At 65.4% G+C, this 17,286-nt stretch carries 15 protein-coding genes; 7 read left to right on the top strand and 8 right to left on the bottom strand.

The window, feature by feature from the left end:
- Nucleotides 1–6: 6 nt before the first annotated feature.
- The 3 genes from AC2FMN_RS16495 (at nucleotide 7) to yaaA (ending at nucleotide 3,215) form a co-directional block, all read left to right on the top strand.
- The gene (locus AC2FMN_RS16495) at nucleotides 7–294 is read left to right on the top strand and encodes a YggT family protein (protein ID WP_005980077.1); all 288 of its coding nucleotides are present in this window, start codon (nucleotides 7–9) and stop codon (nucleotides 292–294) included.
- A 76-nt stretch (nucleotides 295–370) separates the two neighbouring features.
- On the top strand, nucleotides 371–2,410 hold the full coding sequence (gene recQ, locus AC2FMN_RS16490) for a DNA helicase RecQ (RefSeq protein WP_496689515.1): 2,040 nt from the start codon (nucleotides 371–373) through the stop codon (nucleotides 2,408–2,410).
- A gap of 34 nt (nucleotides 2,411–2,444) precedes the next feature.
- A complete protein-coding gene (gene yaaA / locus AC2FMN_RS16485; RefSeq protein WP_496689513.1) occupies nucleotides 2,445–3,215 on the top strand; it encodes a peroxide stress protein YaaA in 771 nt (256 codons plus the stop codon).
- Here the strand turns inward: yaaA and AC2FMN_RS16480 are convergent.
- Nucleotides 3,206–3,349 (bottom strand): hypothetical protein, encoded by a 144-nt coding sequence (locus AC2FMN_RS16480; RefSeq protein WP_496689511.1) that lies wholly within the window; start codon nucleotides 3,347–3,349, stop codon nucleotides 3,206–3,208. The genes yaaA and AC2FMN_RS16480 overlap by 10 nt on opposite strands.
- A gap of 117 nt (nucleotides 3,350–3,466) precedes the next feature.
- On the opposite strand from AC2FMN_RS16480, the gene AC2FMN_RS16475 reads away from it, so the two are divergent.
- Nucleotides 3,467–3,664 (top strand): hypothetical protein, encoded by a 198-nt coding sequence (locus AC2FMN_RS16475; RefSeq protein ID WP_496689509.1) that lies wholly within the window; start codon nucleotides 3,467–3,469, stop codon nucleotides 3,662–3,664.
- Nucleotides 3,665–3,676: 12 nt separating this feature from the next.
- Here AC2FMN_RS16475 and AC2FMN_RS16470 read toward each other — a convergent pair whose 3' ends face one another.
- From AC2FMN_RS16470 to AC2FMN_RS16450, 5 genes are all read right to left on the bottom strand, one after another.
- Nucleotides 3,677–5,887 (bottom strand): response regulator, encoded by a 2,211-nt coding sequence (locus tag AC2FMN_RS16470; protein ID WP_496689507.1) that lies wholly within the window; start codon nucleotides 5,885–5,887, stop codon nucleotides 3,677–3,679.
- A gap of 65 nt (nucleotides 5,888–5,952) precedes the next feature.
- Entirely contained in the window at nucleotides 5,953–7,995 is a 2,043-nt protein-coding gene (locus tag AC2FMN_RS16465) for a hypothetical protein (RefSeq protein ID WP_496689505.1), read from the bottom strand.
- Nucleotides 7,992–10,754 carry a DUF4159 domain-containing protein gene (locus AC2FMN_RS16460; protein WP_496689503.1) on the bottom strand — a complete coding sequence of 921 codons (2,763 nt, stop codon included), beginning with the start codon at nucleotides 10,752–10,754 and terminating at the stop codon, nucleotides 7,992–7,994. The genes AC2FMN_RS16465 and AC2FMN_RS16460 overlap by 4 nt, the downstream gene beginning before the upstream one ends.
- Complete coding sequence (locus AC2FMN_RS16455) at nucleotides 10,751–11,626, bottom strand: DUF58 domain-containing protein (protein WP_496689501.1); 876 nt, start codon at nucleotides 11,624–11,626, stop codon at nucleotides 10,751–10,753. The genes AC2FMN_RS16460 and AC2FMN_RS16455 overlap by 4 nt, the downstream gene beginning before the upstream one ends.
- Entirely contained in the window at nucleotides 11,623–12,630 is a 1,008-nt protein-coding gene (locus AC2FMN_RS16450; protein WP_496689499.1) for an AAA family ATPase, read from the bottom strand. The genes AC2FMN_RS16455 and AC2FMN_RS16450 overlap by 4 nt, the downstream gene beginning before the upstream one ends.
- 65 nt (nucleotides 12,631–12,695) lie before the next feature.
- Between AC2FMN_RS16450 and AC2FMN_RS16445 the strand changes: the two genes are divergently transcribed.
- Complete coding sequence (locus tag AC2FMN_RS16445) at nucleotides 12,696–13,277, top strand: DUF1285 domain-containing protein (protein WP_496689497.1); 582 nt, start codon at nucleotides 12,696–12,698, stop codon at nucleotides 13,275–13,277.
- Here the strand turns inward: AC2FMN_RS16445 and AC2FMN_RS16440 are convergent.
- A complete protein-coding gene (locus tag AC2FMN_RS16440; RefSeq protein ID WP_496689495.1) occupies nucleotides 13,274–14,218 on the bottom strand; it encodes a DMT family transporter in 945 nt (314 codons plus the stop codon). The genes AC2FMN_RS16445 and AC2FMN_RS16440 overlap by 4 nt on opposite strands.
- Before the next feature lie 174 nt (nucleotides 14,219–14,392).
- Here AC2FMN_RS16440 and AC2FMN_RS16435 point away from each other — a divergent pair, with 174 nt between their 5' ends.
- Nucleotides 14,393–15,145, top strand: coding sequence for a hydroxypyruvate isomerase family protein (locus tag AC2FMN_RS16435; RefSeq protein ID WP_496689493.1), 753 nt, complete (start codon nucleotides 14,393–14,395; stop codon nucleotides 15,143–15,145).
- 76 nt (nucleotides 15,146–15,221) lie between these two features.
- On the top strand, nucleotides 15,222–15,452 hold the full coding sequence (locus tag AC2FMN_RS16430; RefSeq protein ID WP_490362085.1) for a DUF2798 domain-containing protein: 231 nt from the start codon (nucleotides 15,222–15,224) through the stop codon (nucleotides 15,450–15,452).
- A 49-nt stretch (nucleotides 15,453–15,501) separates the two neighbouring features.
- Here the strand turns inward: AC2FMN_RS16430 and polA are convergent.
- The coding region (gene polA / locus AC2FMN_RS16425; protein WP_496689491.1) for a DNA polymerase I at nucleotides 15,502–17,286 on the bottom strand (1,785 nt) is incomplete at its 5' end.

Genomic DNA, 17,286 nt, shown 5'->3' with positions numbered 1-17,286 from the left:
GTGCCCATGCTGTCGCTGATCCAAATCCTGCTGCTGATCCTGGACATCGTCTGGTTCATCATCCTGGCCCATGTGATCATGAGCTGGCTGATCAACTTCCAGGTCCTGAACCTGCATCAACAGCTGGTCGCCCAGATCTGGTACGGCCTGAACCGCCTGCTCGAGCCGATCTATGGCCCGATCCGCCGCATTCTGCCCAACATGGGCGGTCTGGACTTGACGCCGCTGGTGGTGCTGATCGGGGTCTATGCGCTGCGGATCATCCTCATCAACAACGCGGTCTATTTCTACTGACCTCTTGTTCCCCGATTCCGACTGTGTGATTGTCCGTTCAAGAGCAGTCAAATCTTGAAACAGGGCACCCCCGCACATGTTCGACGCCGCGCCTCTGCTGCGAGATGTCTTTGGATTCGATGAGTTCCGCCCCGGGCAGGAAGAGATCGTCGATGCCGTGACCGCCGGCGAGAACGTGCTGGCAATCATGCCCACCGGGGGCGGCAAATCCCTGTGTTATCAGCTACCTGCCCTGCTGCGCGACGGGGTCACCGTGGTGATCTCGCCGCTGATTGCGCTGATGCGCGACCAGGTGCGAGGGCTGCAAGAGGCCGGGGTCGAGGCTGGTGCGTTGACCTCAGGCAACACGCCCGAGGAAACCGACGCCGTGTGGGAGGCGCTCGAGGCCGGGCGGCTGAAGCTGCTCTACATGGCGCCCGAGCGGCTGGCGGCGGGCTCGGCGCTGGGGATGCTGCGGCGGATCAATGTCAGCCTGATCGCCGTGGACGAGGCCCATTGCGTCAGCCAGTGGGGTCATGATTTCCGCCCCGACTACCTGCGGATCGGAGAGCTGCGCCGCGCGCTGGACGTGCCGCTGGCCGCCTTCACCGCCACGGCGGACGCGGAAACGCAATACGAAATCGTCGAGAAACTGTTCGACGGCAAGCCCCCGCGCAAGTTCCTGCGTGGCTTCGACCGCCCGAACATCCACCTGGCCTTTGCCGCCAAGGACAGCCCGCGCAAGCAGATCCTGGATTTCGCCGACGCACGCCGGGGCCAGTCGGGCATCGTCTATTGCGGCACCCGCAACAAGACCGAAGTGCTGGCGCAGGCCCTGCGCGAACAAGGCCACAGCGCCTGCCACTATCACGGCGGGATGGAGGCCGAGGACCGCCGCATCGTCGAAACCCGCTTCGCGCGCGAGGACGGGCTGATCGTGGTGGCCACCGTGGCTTTCGGCATGGGCATCGACAAGCCCGACATCCGCTGGGTCGCCCATGCGGACCTCCCGAAATCGATCGAGGCCTATTACCAGGAAATCGGCCGCGCCGGCCGCGACGGCGGGCCGGCCGAGACCCTGACCCTGTTCGGCCCCGACGACATCCGCCTGCGCCGCAGCCAGATCGACGAGGGTCTGGCCCCACCTGAACGCCGCGCCGCCGACCATGCCCGTCTGAACGCGCTGCTGGGTCTGGCCGAGGCGCTGCACTGCCGCCGCCAGACTCTGCTGGGTTATTTCGGGGAACAGGCCGAGCCCTGCGGCAAATGCGACCTGTGCGACAGCCCGCCCGAGCTGTTCGACGGCACCACGCCCGTGCGCATGGCCCTTTCGGCAATCCTGCGCACCGAGGAATGGTTTGGTTCGGGCCACCTGATCGACATCCTCTTGGGCAACGACACCGACAAGATCCGCGCGCGGCGGCATGACGAATTGCCCACCTACGGCATCGGCAAGGTCTGGTCGCGCCCGCAATGGCAGGCGATCTTCCGACAGATGATGGGCCACGACCTGGTGCGCCCCGACCCCGAACGCCACGGCGCGCTGCGCATGACCGAGGCCGCCAAGCCGATCCTGAAGGGCGAGGCGCAGATCACCCTGCGCAAGGATACGCTGCGCAAGGCCACCCGGCGGCCCGCGGTCAAGATGATGGTTTCAGAGGAGGACGCGCCCCTGCTTTCGGCGCTCAAGGCCAAGCGCCGCGCGCTGGCCGAGGCCGCCCGCGTGCCCGCCTATGTCATCTTTCCCGACCGCACGCTGATCGAGATGGCGGAAAAACGCCCCATGACGCTGGACGAGATGGCCCGGATCGGCGGTGTTGGCGCGAAAAAGCTTGACCGCTATGGCGATACCTTCCTTGAGGTGATCGCGGGCGAGGTGCAGGCGCTGCATCCGGCGCGCCGCAAGCTGGCAGGGCGCGAACAGGGCGATATCTACGACCGACTGCTCGAGGTGCAGGCGCAGCTGGCCCGAGGCCCGGACGGGATCGACAAACCACTGAGCTGCTCTGCCGCGCAACTGGCCAAGGTGGCGCAGATGCGCCCTGGCGACGAACGCGCGCTGGAGCAGATTCTGGGCGACCGCCGCGCCGAACGTTTCGCCGCCGCATTTCTGGACGTGCTGCGCGCGGCGGGCTAGGTATCGACGGGCAGGCACGAACAAGGGGGCAGACATGCTGGTGGTGATCTCTCCGGCCAAGCGGCTGGACTGGGCAGAGCGGGACGTTGCACCGACCCAGCCCGATTTTCAGGACGACGCGATCCGGCTGGCGAAGACCGCGCGCAACCTGACGCTGGGGGATCTGAAAAAGCTGATGAGCCTCAGCGACGATCTGGCCCGGCTGAACCGCGACCGGTTCCGCGCCTTTGCCGACGCGCCGCCGTCCGAGGCCACCCGCCCAGCCGCACTGGCCTTTGCCGGCGACACCTATCAGGGGCTCGAGGCCGCCTCGCTGGACGCCGAGGAACTGGCCTGGGCGCAGGATCATCTGCGTATCCTGTCGGGGCTTTACGGCCTGCTGCGCCCGCTGGACGCCATTCAGCCCTATCGGCTGGAAATGGGCAGCCGGCTGAAGACCCGGCGCGGCAAGAACCTGTATGACTACTGGCGCGACCAGCTGAGCAAGGCGCTGAACGCGCAGGCCGAGGCACTGGGCACCGATACGCTGGTGAACTGCGCCAGCCAGGAATATTTCGGCGCGGTCGATCCCAAGGCCCTGAAGCTGCGGGCCATCACCCCGGTCTTCATGGAGGACAAGGGCGGCGTGCCCAAGATCGTCAGCTTTTTCGCCAAGAAGGCCCGCGGCTCAATGGCGCGGTACATCATTCAACACCGACTGACCGATCCGGAGAGCCTGCAGGATTTCGACACCGGCGGCTATGTGTATCGGTCTGATTTGTCGGAACCGGACAAACCGGTATTCGTGCGCCCCTATCAGGCCTGATACAGCAACGAGGCGTCATACGCCACCAGCTCGACCGTGTTGCCCTCGGGGTCCGTGGTAAACACGCCGCGCCAACCGATCCAGCCGAACCGTTCGACGCGATAGGGCTGGCCGATTTGATCATACCAGCGCATGACGGCCTCCTGTTCCGCAAGCGGAAGAGACAAGGCGATATGGTGCAGCGACGATTGCGCCCCAGTCATGGGTTTGTCGGCAGCAGTGGGGTGTAAACCCGACCGCGGCGCTGCCCCATGGTGAAACAGCGCCAGAACCTGTGTGTGCCCGTCGAACCCTTCCGCAATCCGAAAGAATGCGATCGCCCTATCATGACCGCCATGCAGGCGGGTCAGCCCGATGACGTTTTCCTAGAAGTCAACCATCGCCGCCATGTTGGCGCCGCGTATTGCAATTTCGCCCAAGGCGCGGGGGCGAAAACCTCGTTCCTGTGACATGGCGTCCGCCTAAACCGCACCGGCTGGCTCGACAATGACGGGTTGAGCACCCGTCGGGCAATGCGCCTGGATCATTTCGCAGATCAGCTTCTTCTGCAGGGGCTTTGTCAGGAAATGATCCAGACCCGCCGCAAGGATATTTTCTCTGTCGCCCATCATCGCATGGGCCGTCAGGGCCACGATCGGGACGTGCCGGCCCGTTCCGATCTCTTTGCGCCGTATTTCCTCGGTCGTCTGCTTGCCGTCCATCTTCGGCATCGAAATATCCATGAAAATCAGGTCGGGTTCGAATTCGTCATAGGCCGCGATCGCCTCGAGCCCGTTGGCCGCCAGCCGTAGCTCGATGTTCAGGCCCTTGGTCATTTTCGTCAGGATCAGCTGGTTTGTCCGGTTGTCCTCGGCGGCCAGAACCCGCATCAGACGTCGTTTCCCGCTCGCCATGCGCACCGGGGCAGCGGCAGAGTCCGCCGCTCTGGGTCGCGGCAATACCCCACCCCCCAAATCCATCAGGCGCGAGAACAGTTCAGCCCGCGGGATCGGCTTCTTCAGAACGCCCTGGATCAGGTGGTGGTTGGGGTCGGCATGAATGATGCTCGGATTCGCCGAAATCAGCACGATCGGCACCTTGTCCCAGCCCCGGCTGCGCAACGTCGCCGCCAGTTCCAACCCATCCATGTCGGGCAGATCATGGTTGCACAGCACAAGATCCACCGACCCTTGCATCGCCGACAAGGCTTGGGTGCCGGTGGCGCAGTCCGTCACCTCGGCCCCGAGCCGTCGCAGCTGCTTGCCCAGAATCGCCCGGTTGACGGCAAGATCCTCGACCAGGACGACATGTTTCAGCCGGTCCGCAAGATCCGGCGGCGGAACGGGCTGCGCGCCCTCGACGGTGGGCAGCGTCAGGCGGAACCCGAAACAGGACCCTTTGCCAGGATCGCTTTCAACCCAGATGGCGCCGCCCATCATCGTGATCAGCCGCTTGCTGATGGCCAGCCCAAGCCCGGTGCCGTCGAACTCGCGGGATTTGGCGTCCTCGATCTGGTTGAACTCGCCGAAGATGTGGTTGATCTTGTCGGGCGGAATCCCGATGCCCGTATCCTCGATCGCGACGTGGATGTCGCAAGTCTCCCGTTCGGCATTCGGCACCCCGGTGACCCGGATCAGCACATGCCCCTGGGGCGTGAACTTGACCGCGTTTCCGACTAGGTTGGTCAGGACCTGCCGCACGCGGCCCGGATCGCCCACGAACAGCGTGGGTAGAAACAGATCGTAGTCGACCAGAAGGGTCAGACCCTTGTCGCGCACCGTGGGTTGCAGCAACGTCGCGACCTCGAGGATGCAACGTTCCAGGTCGAATTTCTCGGGATGCAGTTCAAGCTTGTCGGCCTCGATCTTGGAATAGTCCAGAACGTCGTTGATGATGACCAGCAACGCCTCGCCCGAGGCGCGGATCGTATCGACATAGAGCCGCTGTTCGTCGTTCATCAGGGTTTCCGACAACAGGTCGGTCATCCCGACGATGCCGTTCATCGGGGTTCGAATTTCGTGGCTCATGTTGGCCAGAAAGGCCGACTTGGCCCGGTTGGCTGCCTCGGCCTTGTCGCGCGCGGCCTGCAACTGCGTCTCGTGCTGGACCGAGGCGGTGATGTTCAGCGCCAGGCTGACCACGTCGCCCCCTTGCCCACGCTGGTCGATCAGCTTGATGTACTGCCCGTTCCACAGCTGGATCACCTCGGGCGGAGGGGCCATCCGGGCCCAGCGCCGCCGCATACGGGCTTTCCACGTCTCGGCCTCTTCGTCGGCGATGATGATGATCCCCTCGTCGGTCAGCAGATCGAGTATGCGTTGATACGAGACGCCTGGCGCGACCTCATCCAGCCCTTCAAATACGCTCAGATAGGCGGTATTGGCGCTGATCAGGCGATCATTGCCGTCAAAGAATGCGAACCCGTCCTGAATGGTCTGGATCGAATGCCACAGGCGGCGCTCGGCCACTTCGATCTTGGCATGTGCGATGGTCAGGTCGGATTTGACCCTTTCATTCTCGTCCCGAACGGTCGCAACCTCGGCCTGGGTTTCGCCGATCCGCTTGGTCAGCGCCAGGGCGTATTCACCCAGCTTTTGATTGGCCGACGACAATTCGGCCTGTTTCAATGCCAACATGCGTTCGGCCGCCAACCGCGCGCGCCGTTCCTGTGCCAGTTTTTCAGCAAGGCTCATTGTTATTTTCCCGGTCCGTTCGGACACAGGATTCCGGCAGAGCGTGAAAATCTGTTTAAAACGCCTCAGCCACGCCCCTCACGCAGCCAGCCGGCCAACAGAAAGCCCCCCGCCAGCAGCAGAACCAGCCAGGGCGGGAGCAGGCCCGCCTGAGTCACGTCGCGGGTTTCATACGCCTCGCGCGGGGTCAGCCCGATCCAGCCGCGTCCGGCCGCCGGGCGTCCCGAGCGCACGTTGCGGATGGCCGGCAGCCCGTCCTCGACACGGATCGCACCGCCGCGCATGGCCGCCATGACCGGCGCAAGAATCTCGGGGGTGGCGATTGTGCGCTCGAATTCCCGCGGCGCGGCCGGGCCCAGGCCGATCACGGCAGTCAGGTCCCCTTCCTGCAAGCGGTAGAGGCCGATCTCTAGGCCGAAATACTGCGCCTCGAACCGGCCGGGCGACATCTCGCGCAGCGGCACCTCGAGCGTTTCGCCATTGGGGCGGGTGACGGTGACGGGGCCGACCTCTTCGTTCAGGGTCTGGCGGATGATGCGCATCGACTGACCGTTGGCCTCGGCCCACAGCGCCTCTTCCTCGAGCTCGGGTTCCTTCATCATCCAGTGAGCCAGACGGCGCAGCAGTTCCAGTTGCGGGCCACCGCCCTCGTATCCGCGGCTCCACAGCCAGGCGTGATCCGAGGCCAGCAGCGCCACGCGCCCTTCACCCACCCGGTCCAGCACCAGCAGCGGCCGGTCGTCGACCCCGGTCATCAACACCTCGCCCGCGCGTTGTTGGACGTCGATTTGCCGCAGCCATGCGCCCCATTCACCGTCCTCGCCCAGATCGGAGGTCACAGGGTGCCGCTGACCCAGGTCGGTCACCGTGGGCACATAGCGATCCTCGATCACGCGGGCCGTCGGCTGTGCGGGCAGGATCGCGGACAGGGGTGAGCGGAAAATGCTGTCGGCGGTCGCGAAATCCGGCCCGGCCGCGATCAGCACCGCCCCGCCGTCATTGATATAGTTGGTCACGTTGTCCAGGTAGATCGCCGGCAGGATGCCGCGCCGCTTGTAGCGGTCAAAGATGATCAGGTCGAAATCGTTGATCTTCTCCAGAAACAGCTCACGCGTGGGGAATGCGATCAGCGACAGTTCGTCCACTGGAACCCCGTCCTGTTTCTCGGGCGGGCGAAGGATGGTGAAATGCACCAGGTCGACCGAGCTGTCGGATTTCAGCAGATTGCGCCAGGTGCGCCCGCCCGGATGCGGCGAGCCCGAGACCAGCAGAACGCGCAGCCGATCGCGCACCCCGTTCATCTGGATTAAGGCAGTGTTGTTGCGGTCGGTCAGTTCGCCGTCAGCCTGCGGAACGGTGAACTGGATGACGTTGCGCCCGCCATGGGGCAGGGTCACCGGCAGCTCGACATCCACGCCGATCGGGATGCTGAATTGCTGCGGCTCACCACCGTCCACGGCAATTTCCAACGGGGCCGAGACTGCACCGGCGGGCGCGGCGCCGCTGTCTTCGACCCGCAGGGTCAGCGTGATCGGCTCGCCGATGATGGCAAAGGCGGGGGCGTTGCGCACGATCAGGCGGCGGTCCCAATCCTGCGCGCGACCGGTCTGCAACAGGTGCATCGGCGCGGGCAGACCCGGGGCCTGATCGACGTCATGCACGATGCCGTCCGACAGGATCAGAATACCGGCGATGCGGGCGCGGGGTTCCTCGGCCAGCGCCGCATTCAGCGCCGCCATGACCTGAGTGCCTTCGTCCCCGTCGCCGTCGCCCACGGTGATGCGGCGCAGTTCGGTGTTGTCGCGAGCCTCGATCTCGGCAGCCAGGGCCTCGGCGGTCTGCGTGGTCTGTTCAGCGCGGTCAGATAGGGTTTGGCTGGCGCTTTCATCCTCGATCATCAGCACGATGTCGGTCAGCGGAGCGCGGTCCTCGATCTGGTAGACCGGGCCGGACAAGGCCGCCAAAAGTACCAGCGCCGCCAGACCGCGCAACGCCCAGCCCGACAGCCCGCGCCACAGCGCCAGGACCGTCGCGGCCAAAGCGATCGAACCAATGGCGACCAGAGCGGGCCACGGGATCAGCGGGTCAAAGATGACGGAACCGGTCATTGGCCCAACCTGTCAAGCAGAGCAGGCACGTGCACCTGATCGGATTTGTAATTCCCGGTCAGCACGTGCATGACCAGATTGACGCCGAACCGGTTGGCCAGCTCGCGCTGGCGTTCTCCGGCATAGCCGCGCCCGACCGGCAGCAACGCCTGCCCGTTCCGGTCGACTGCCCAGGCCCCGGCCCAGTCGTTGCCACCAATCACCACCGGAGTGACGTTATCGTTGAGGTTGCGGAAGGGCATGCCTTCGATCTGTTCAGCGTCTGGGGGCGCGGCCTCGACCCAGATCTCGGTTCCGGCATAGCGCCCTGGGAAATCCTGCAACAGATAGAAGGTTCGGGTCAGGACGTGATCGCGCGGAACAGGCTCTAACGCAGGGATATTCAGCGGAGTCGCCAGCTGCTGCAGCTTGCGCCCATTGGGACTGGCGGCGCCGAACCCGGCGATGTCGGCATCGCGCGTGTCGAACAGGATCATCCCTCCTGATCGCAGATAGGCGTTCAGTCTGGCATAAGCCTCAGCCGAGGGCTGGGGCTGATCCGGTGTGATCGGCCAGTAGAGCAGCGGGAAGAAGGCCAGTTCGTCACGTTCGAGGTCCACACCCATGGGCTCGGCCGGTTCGACGGATGTGCGATAGGTCAGGGTCTGCGACAGGCCGCGCAACCCGGCATGGGCGACATCATCGACCTGGGCATTGCCGGTCAGGACATGGGCCAGCACCAATTCCTTGGTCGCCCGCAGGGCGAATTCGGTCTCTTCCGGCGTCTGCGCCTTCGCCTGCGGTACGATCAGAACCGCGCCCAGCGCCACCGCCGCCGCCCGCGCCAGCCCCAGACGCCCCGACAGCGCCAGCGAGGCCACAACGTCAACCGCCAGCAGGATCAGGGCGAGGCTCAGCAGCAGACCCACGATCGGGGTCTCGGCACTGACCTCCTGCCCCTTGATGGGCACATCCGCAGGCCAGCTTATCGGGCGCAGCGTGCTGTCCTCGGTCAGCACGTTCAGGGCCAGCTTCTGCTTGCCGCTTTCATACAGACCCGGGCGCAGGTCGGGCCCCAATGCGCCGGACACCAGCGCGGGGCCATCGACACCGGCCAGATTGCCCGCGTCGGACAGGGTTCCGAACCCGTCCATCACCTGAATCGGCTCCCACGTGGTGCCTTGCAGCTGTTCGACCTGCCGCGTCTTGGCGGCCGAGGCCACGGCGAGCCGGTCGAGCATTTCGACAAACAGGCCCGACAGCGGCAGGGTCGACCATTCGGCATCGGCGGTGACATGGAACAGCACCACCTGACCCAGGCCCAGCGGCTTGCGCGTCACCAGCGGCGTGCCATCCGACAGCGCGGCGATCACCCGGTCGGCCAGGTTCGGGTCGGGCTGCGCCATCACCTGGGTGCTGACGGTCACATCGTCGGGGATGCGCAACCCGTAAAAGGGCGAGCCTTCCTGGAAAGGCGCCAACCCCTTGGCTTCGCCCCAGCTCATCGCGCCGCCGACCGAGCGGCCACCGCTGCGCAGCCGCACCGGCAGCAGGACGTCTTCGGCATCGCGGCCCAGATCACTGGCCGCCATGTGCGGACCGGCAAAGCGTAGCAGCAGCCCGCCCTGTTCGACCCATTCGACCAATCCGGCCTGTTCGGCGGGGGTCAGCTTGGCCACATCGGCCAGCACGATCACATCCGGGTTGGCAGGCAGAACCTCGGCCAGCCCGCCCTCGACGAAATCGGCAGTGGGGATCAGCACCTGCGTCAGGTAGTGCAGTGGCGAAAGCAGCTCCAGCCCCTCGCGGTTGACGGTTCCGGCGATCAGGGCGACCTCGCGCCGGCGCAGGCTGTCATCGGTCAACGACACCGCCCCGGCCGACCGCTGGCCCTGCAGCTCGAACCGAGTGATGCGGGCGCGCAGTTCGGACGGCAACGCCAGATCGGCCTGCGCCTGGGTCGTGCCGCTGTCGAAGCTGACCTCAACCGATTGCAGCAGGCGCATCACGCCCGCCGGGTCGCGCCCCTGTGCATTGATGGTGACGGTCTGCGCCGGTCCGGGTGTGGCGCGCACCGCGGTCAGCCGGATCGCCCCATCCTGATAGGTGGCGGGCAGCAGCGCCAGGGTCGGCGCCGCCGCGCGATAGACCGTGACCGCGCCCCGCGCCTGCAGCGCAGACAGTAGGGTTTCGCGGCCCGGATAGTCCAGCTTGTCCGTGAACCAGTGCGCGTCGAACCTGCCCTCGACCCCCGCCAAGTCGGCCAACGCCTGCTCGATCTGCGCCGCGTCCGGCTGCCACGGCTGCGGAACCAGCCCGGGCAGGCGGTTGCGCCAGGCCTCGGCGGTCTGGAAGACGGGCGGTTCCGGCTCGGTCAGGCGCAGGATCGAGACCGGGCGCCCGGCCCGTCCGGCTTCGGTCAGCTGCGCGTCGATCTGATCCAGTGTGGCGGGCCAGCGCGTGGCCCCGGCCCAGCTGGCATCCAGCACCAGCAGCAATGGCCCCGATCCGGTTTCGTCGCGCGACGGGTTCAGCACCGGGCCGGCCAGACCGACAATAATTGCCGCCGCCGCCAGCATGCGCAGCAGCAACAACCACCACGGGGTGCGGTCGGATACGCTCTCGTCGTCCTTCAGGCCCAGCAACAGGGTCACCGCCGGGAACAGCCGTCGGATCGGCGCGGGCGGCACGGCGCGCAGGATCAGCCAAAGGATCGGCAGGGTCAGCAGACCCAGCAAAACCCACGGCGCGGTAAAGCCGATGCCCGCCAGAACTGTCATCGCGCCCCTCCGTCCAGCGCACGATAAAGCCACAACAGGGCCGCCTGCGCGCTGTCTTGGGTGTGGTGCAGGCCCAGTTGCCAGCCAGTCACCCGGCACAGGCGGGTCAGGTCATCCTTGCGTCGCGCCAGCCGCGCCAGATAGCGATCGCGCAGGTCTCCGGCCTTGAGGGTCTCGTGCCGGACCGTGCCGCCGACGCTTTCGAAGATGGTGCGCCCGCGATAGGGGAAGCTCTCCTCGCCCGGGTCCAGAACCTGCAGCAACACGCCACGCACGCCGCGATCGGCGGCCTTGGTCAGGGCCAGTTCGACCTCGTCCAGCGGACCGAGGAAGTCAGAGATGAACACGGCGCGGGCATGGGGGATCATGGCGCGGTGTTCGGGCGGGGCGTAGTCGGCCTCGGTATCTTCGGACAGGGCCTGCGCCAGCCGGATGATCTGGGCATTGCCGCGCCGGGGCGGCAGTATGGTTCCGGTCAGACCCACACGCTCGCCCCCGCGCACTAGCAGGATCGCCGTGGCCAGCCCCAGCAGGCGGGCCCGGTCGGCCTTGGTGGGAAGGGATTTGTCGGACGCAAAGCGCATCGAGGCACCCTGATCGACCCACAGCATGATCGACTGCGCGATCTGCCATTCGCGTTCGCGCACATATTGCTGATCGCCGCGGGCCGAGCGGCGATGGTCGATCATCCGCCGGCTGTCGCCGATCTGGGCCGGTCGGTATTGCCAGAAATCATCGCCCAACCCCGAACGCCGCCGGCCGTGATCACCCAGCAGCACGGTTCCGGCCAGGTGTTCGGCCCGCGCCAACAGCGGCGGCAGCCGGGACGCCTCGGCCTCGGATCTTTCGCGAAGGGTGCGGACCGCGTTCACGCGGCCGCCTCGGCCCGGACAAGCCCGGCCGCGGTGGTTTCGATCAGGTCGGCCAGGCTGTCACCGCGCGCCCGCGCGGCGAAGTTCAGCGCCATCCGGTGGCTCAGCACCGGGCGCGCCATGTCCAGCACATCTTCGGCATTGGGGGCCAGCCGGCCCTGCAGCATCGCCCGCGCCCGCACCGTCATCATCAGCGCCTGCGCCGCGCGCGGACCGGGGCCCCAGGCGACGGTCTCGGACACGCGCTCGGACACGCCGGGTTCTTCGGGGCGGAACGCGCGCACCAGATCAAGGATCAGTTCGACCACCGACTCGCCCACCGGCATCCGGCGCAGCAGAACCTGCGCGGCCAGCAATTCTTCATTGGTGAAGATCTGGTGCGCTTCCTCCTCGGCCACGCCGGTGGTGGCCAGCAGGATGTCACGCTCGGTCTGGCGGTCGGGATAGTTCACGTCGATCTGCACCAGGAAACGGTCCAACTGGGCCTCGGGCAGCGGATAGGTGCCTTCCTGTTCGATGGGGTTCTGGGTGGCAAGCACATGGAACGGCACGCCCAGCGCGCGATCCTCGCCCGCGACGGTCACCCTGCGTTCCTGCATCGCCTGCAGCAGCGCCGACTGGGTGCGCGGGCTGGCGCGGTTGATCTCGTCCGCCATCAAGAGTTCACAGAAGATCGGGCCGGGAATGAATCGGAAATGGCGACTGCCATCCTCGGCGGTGTCCAGAACCTCGGACCCCAGAATGTCGGCCGGCATCAGGTCGGGGGTGAACTGGATGCGATTGCCATGCAGGCCCATGACGGTGGACAGGGTTTCCACCAGCCGCGTCTTGCCCAGGCCCGGCAGCCCGATCAGCAGGGCATGACCGCCACACAGCAGCGCGGTCAGCGTCAGGTCGACGACCCTCTCCTGCCCGATGAAGCGGCGGGTGATCGAGGATTTGGCCTGTTGCAGTTTCGCTTCCAGCGCTTCGATCTCGGACACGAGGTCGGCAGGTTCGGTCATGACTTTCCCTTCCGTGGACTTAGTATAGATGAAGTGTATCGCGCTGCGAGGAAATGGCAAAAACAATGAGCGGACAAAATCCTGTGAAACCGTCCCCTGAGGGTCTGGCGGCCTCGGTCAAGGCGGCCAAACCGCGGGGTCTGCCCCCTGTCGACAGCTGGAATCCTCCGTTCTGCGGCGATCTGGACATGCGCATCGCGCGCGATGGCACTTGGTATTATCTAGGGTCGCCCATCACCCGGTTCGAGCTTGTGAGGCTCTTTTCCTCGATTCTTAAGAAAGAAGCGGACGCCTATTTCCTGGTCACCCCGGTCGAGAAGGTCGGCATAACGGTCGAAGACGCGCCGTTTGTGGCGGTCGATTTCGACCGGACCGGCGCGGGCGAGAATCAGGTTCTGACTTTTACCACCCATGTCGGCGATACGGTGACGGCCGGGCCGGATCATCCGATCCGGGTGGTCATCGACCCCGAAACGAGTGAGCCGAGCCCCTACATTCTGGTGCGATCGAACCTTGAGGCGCGGATCGACCGCAAAAGCTTCTATCGGCTGGTGGACATCGCCACCCATCACGACGGGCAGTTCGGCGTCTGGTCGGGCGGGCAGTTCTTTGCCATCGCGCCATCGGACATGGTGGGTGACGGCTAGGCCGTCTGCCGCCCGGGCCGGTCCTGCGCCAGCACCACGGCCAGCGCCACCACCGCCGCGCCCAGCGCACGGGTCCAGTTCCACTCTTCTCCCAACACCAGCATGATGACCATCACATAGAACGGGGCCACGTTGATGTGGAACGAGGCAAGCGCCACGCCCAGCTTGCCGACCGAGGCGATGAACAGAACCTGGCTGAGCCCCAGCGATATCAGCGCGTAGATGACCAGCATCCCGGCCTGCTGCGTGTCGATGGCACCCTGGGGCCGGAGGTCGAACCCGGCCAGGCTGGCCAGTCCGATTAGCACCGAGGCCACGATCGCGCCACCGGCCAGCGTGATCGTGGTGCGGCCGGTCTGGCTGAGGTCGGGGAAATCGCGTGCCGTGGCCATGCTGCCCCAGCAGAACAATGTCGTGGACCCGACCGCACAGAGCGCACCCAGCCCAAGCTGCGCGGGCGCGATGGCGCTGGTGGCGATCAGCCCGCCGATGATCGAAGCGACCACGCCCAGCGCGAAATTCGCGCGCAGGCGACGGGTTCCCGCGGCCAGTTCCAGCAGGGTGGCCACCAGCGGCGCGCACGAGGCGATGATGGCGACCGTCACCGGGTCGGTCAGCTTCTGCGCCAGGATGATCAGGAACATGCCCAGCCCCAGGCCAAAACCGCCGACCCGCACCGCATGTCTCCATCGGGCGCGCAGCACGGCGCCGGGTCCGTCGATCCAGATCCAGATCGGCACCATCACTGCCACCGCCAGCATCAGCCGCGCTGCCCATAGGGCGACGGGCGGCCAGGACTGCAACAGGATCTCAGCCGCCGGGAAACCGGCCGCCCAGGTCAGCATCGACGCCACCGCCAGCCCGTTTCCGGACAGGGCGGATTGCCGCGCACCGGTCGCAGTGAAACTGGGCCCGCGAACGGGGTCCGGACTCATCGCCATCGGTTTCAACCCTTTTGTTGGTGCAGCGCCACGAAAATGATTCGCTGCGACACCCCGACCCTTCACAATCGGCCCGCGCCGGTCTGGCCGATTTTCGACATATTGTCGTTTTCAAACCCTTCCTCTGCACGCCGCACGCCACTAAGGTCGGCGCGCCATCAGCCCGAGAGGACAATGCCCCGATTTGCCGCCAATATCTCGCTGCTCTTTGCCGAGCTGCCCTATCTCGACCGGTTCAAGGCGGCGGCGGATGCAGGGTTCAAAGCGGTCGAGATCCTGTTTCCCTATGACTTGGCGGCCAAGGAAACCCGCCGCGCTTTGCTGGCAAACGGGCTGGACCTGGTACTGATCAACGCGCCGCCGCCCAACTATACCGGCGGCCAGCCCGGCTATGCGGCCGTTCCGGGGGGCGAGGCGCGGTTCCAGTCCGACATCCGCCGCGTCCTGCGCTATGCCGAGGCGTTGAGGCCCGGCCTGATCCATGTGATGGCGGGCTATGCCTCGGGGGCGGAAGCGCAGGACTGTTTCGTGCGCAACCTGCAATGGGCCGCGGATTTTGCGCCGCATCAGCAGTTCACGATCGAACCGCTGAACCCGGTCTCGCAGCCCGAGTATTTTCTGAACGACTATGATCTGGCCGCCGCGTGCCTAGACCGGATCGACCGCCAGAATGTGGGCCTGCAATTCGACAGCTTTCATGCCCGGATGATCCATGGCAATGCGCAGGCCGTCTGGGACAGATTCCGCGACAGGATCGTGCATATTCAGATCGGATCGGCCCCCGACAGGTCGGAACCCGGCCGGGACGAGACCGATTTCACCGCACTGTTCGCAGCAATCGACGACAGCGGTTATGACGGCTGGGTCAGCGCCGAATACACGCCCTCGACCCGGCGCACCGACGCCTCTCTGCATTGGATGCGATAGGCCTGTGCGCCTGCGCACTGGAAATCACATTTCGAATGTTGCATATGAAAAGGTAAATCAGCAGAGGAACAGCCGCATGATCCCAGCCCGTTTTGCCCCCGTCCTGTTCGGATTGATCCTGTCGGGGCTGATGTCCTGCATCGTGACCTGCATCGCAACGGTCAAAGAGATCGGGCTGGGTCCCGAGACCCTTGGCAGCTGGATGGGCGCCTGGAGCGTCAGCTGGCCGGTGGCCTTCGCAGTGGTTCTGTTCGTGGCTCCGCTGACCCGTCGGCTGGTCGCGCTGTTGGTCAGGCCCGAGGCCTGACCTGCCGCGAAGAGGGCCCGCCGGGCTTGATGAGCGGCACGGCGCTTGCCTAATGCGCCTCGGCCCAGTTGGCGCCCTTGCCCGCATCCACCGTCAGTTTCACGTCCAGCTTCACCGCCGGATCAGGCGCGTTCTCCATCACGTCGCGCGCAATCTCGATGGTCTGATCCACCGCGTCCTCTGCCACTTCGAACAGCAGTTCGTCATGCACCTGCAGCAGCATCTTGGTCGGCAGCCCGTCGATCGCCTGAGGCATCCGCACCATCGCCCGCCGGATCACGTCCGCCGCGGTGCCCTGAATCGGCGCGTTGATCGCCGCGCGGCGCGCGAACCCCGCATGCGGCCCCTTGGCGTTGATCTCAGGCGTGTGGATCTTGCGTCCGAACAGCGTCTGCACATAGCCATGCTCTTTGGCAAAGGCGATGGTGTCATCCATGTAACGCCGGATGCCCGGGAAGCGTTCGAAATAGCGGTCGATGAAGCCCTGCGCCTCGGCCCGCGGAATGCGCAGGTTGCGCGCAAGACCAAAGCCCGAAATGCCGTAGATCACGCCGAAATTGATCGCCTTGGCCTTGCGGCGGATTTCGGGCGTCATCTCGTCCAGCGGCACGTCGAACATTTCCGACGCGGTCATGGCGTGAATGTCCAGCCCATCGGCAAAGGCTTGTTTCAAGGCTGGAATATCGGCGATATGCGCGAGGATGCGCAGCTCGATCTGTGAATAGTCGAGCGACACCAGCACGTTGCCCGGCTCGGCGATGAAAGCCTCGCGGATGCGGCGGCCTTCTTCGGTGCGCACCGGGATGTTCTGCAGGTTCGGATCGGTCGAGGCCAGACGCCCCGTGTTCGCCCCGGTGATGGCATAAGACGTGTGCACCCGCCCCGTATCGGGATTGATATGGGTCTGCAGCGCGTCGGTATAAGTCGATTTCAGCTTGCTGAGTTGCCGCCAGTCCAGCACCCGGCGCGGCAGCTCATGCTCGGTCGCCAGATCTTCCAGCACGTCGGCGCCGGTCGAATACTTGCCGGTCTTGCCCTTCTTGCCGCCCTCTAGGCCCATCTTGTCGAACAGGATCTCGCCCAGCTGCGCAGGCGAGCCGACATTGAAATTCTCGCCCGCCAACTCGTGGATTTCAGCCTCTAACGCAGCCATTTTCTGGGCAAACGCGTTCGACATGCGGCTCAGCACGTCACGGTCGACCTTGATGCCATGCATCTCCATCTCGGCCAGAACCGGCACCAGGGGGCGCTCGAGCGTTTCATAGACGGTGGTCACCTGAACCCGGTGCAGCTGCGGCTTGAACAACTTCCACAGGCGCAGGGTGATGTCGGCGTCCTCGGCGGCATAGGCGGTGGCCTCGTCGATTGGCACCTTGTCGAAGGTGATCGCCGACTTGCCCGTACCCAACAGCGGCTTGATCGGGATCGGCGTGTGGCCCAGATAGCGTTCGGACAGCGCGTCCATGCCGTGTCCATGCTCACCCGCATGCATGGCATATGACATCAGCATCGTGTCGTCGATCGGGGCGACATCCACGCCATAGCGTGCAAAGATCTTGGCGTCATATTTCATGTTCTGCCCGATCTTCAGGATCGACGGATCCTCAAGCACCGGCTTGAGCATCTCCAGCGCCTCATCCAGCGGCATCTGCCCCTCGGCCAGCGCGTCCGAGCCGAACAGGTCGTCACTGGCACCGTCGCGGTGGGTCAGCGGGATATAGCAGGCCTCGCCCGGCTCGATGCACAGCGAAATGCCGACCAGATCGGCCACCATCTCGTTCAGGCCGGTTGTCTCGGTGTCCACCGCCACCCAGCCGCGTTCATGCGCCTGATC

The organism is Ruegeria sp. BHSC037 (assembly GCF_059613045.1).
Note: the sequence above shows the minus strand (reverse complement) of the source record. Positions and strands in the feature narration are given on the sequence as shown.

Excerpts from the sequence above, each read along its gene's own strand:
- AC2FMN_RS16465 (WP_496689505.1), bottom strand. The coding sequence starts at position 7,995 with ATGACCGGTTCCGTCATCTTTGACCCGCTGATCCCGTGGCCCGCTCTG.
- AC2FMN_RS16460 (WP_496689503.1), bottom strand. The coding sequence starts at position 10,754 with ATGACAGTTCTGGCGGGCATCGGCTTTACCGCGCCGTGGGTTTTGCTG.
- yaaA (WP_496689513.1), top strand. The coding sequence starts at position 2,445 with ATGCTGGTGGTGATCTCTCCGGCCAAGCGGCTGGACTGGGCAGAGCGG.
- AC2FMN_RS16450 (WP_496689499.1), bottom strand. The coding sequence starts at position 12,630 with ATGACCGAACCTGCCGACCTCGTGTCCGAGATCGAAGCGCTGGAAGCG.
- AC2FMN_RS16430 (WP_490362085.1), top strand. The coding sequence starts at position 15,222 with ATGATCCCAGCCCGTTTTGCCCCCGTCCTGTTCGGATTGATCCTGTCG.
- AC2FMN_RS16475 (WP_496689509.1), top strand. The coding sequence starts at position 3,467 with ATGGTGAAACAGCGCCAGAACCTGTGTGTGCCCGTCGAACCCTTCCGC.
- AC2FMN_RS16440 (WP_496689495.1), bottom strand. The coding sequence starts at position 14,218 with ATGGCGATGAGTCCGGACCCCGTTCGCGGGCCCAGTTTCACTGCGACC.
- AC2FMN_RS16470 (WP_496689507.1), bottom strand. The coding sequence starts at position 5,887 with ATGAGCCTTGCTGAAAAACTGGCACAGGAACGGCGCGCGCGGTTGGCG.
- AC2FMN_RS16495 (WP_005980077.1), top strand. The coding sequence starts at position 7 with ATGCTGTCGCTGATCCAAATCCTGCTGCTGATCCTGGACATCGTCTGG.
- recQ (WP_496689515.1), top strand. The coding sequence starts at position 371 with ATGTTCGACGCCGCGCCTCTGCTGCGAGATGTCTTTGGATTCGATGAG.
- AC2FMN_RS16445 (WP_496689497.1), top strand. The coding sequence starts at position 12,696 with ATGAGCGGACAAAATCCTGTGAAACCGTCCCCTGAGGGTCTGGCGGCC.
- AC2FMN_RS16435 (WP_496689493.1), top strand. The coding sequence starts at position 14,393 with ATGCCCCGATTTGCCGCCAATATCTCGCTGCTCTTTGCCGAGCTGCCC.
- AC2FMN_RS16480 (WP_496689511.1), bottom strand. The coding sequence starts at position 3,349 with ATGCGCTGGTATGATCAAATCGGCCAGCCCTATCGCGTCGAACGGTTC.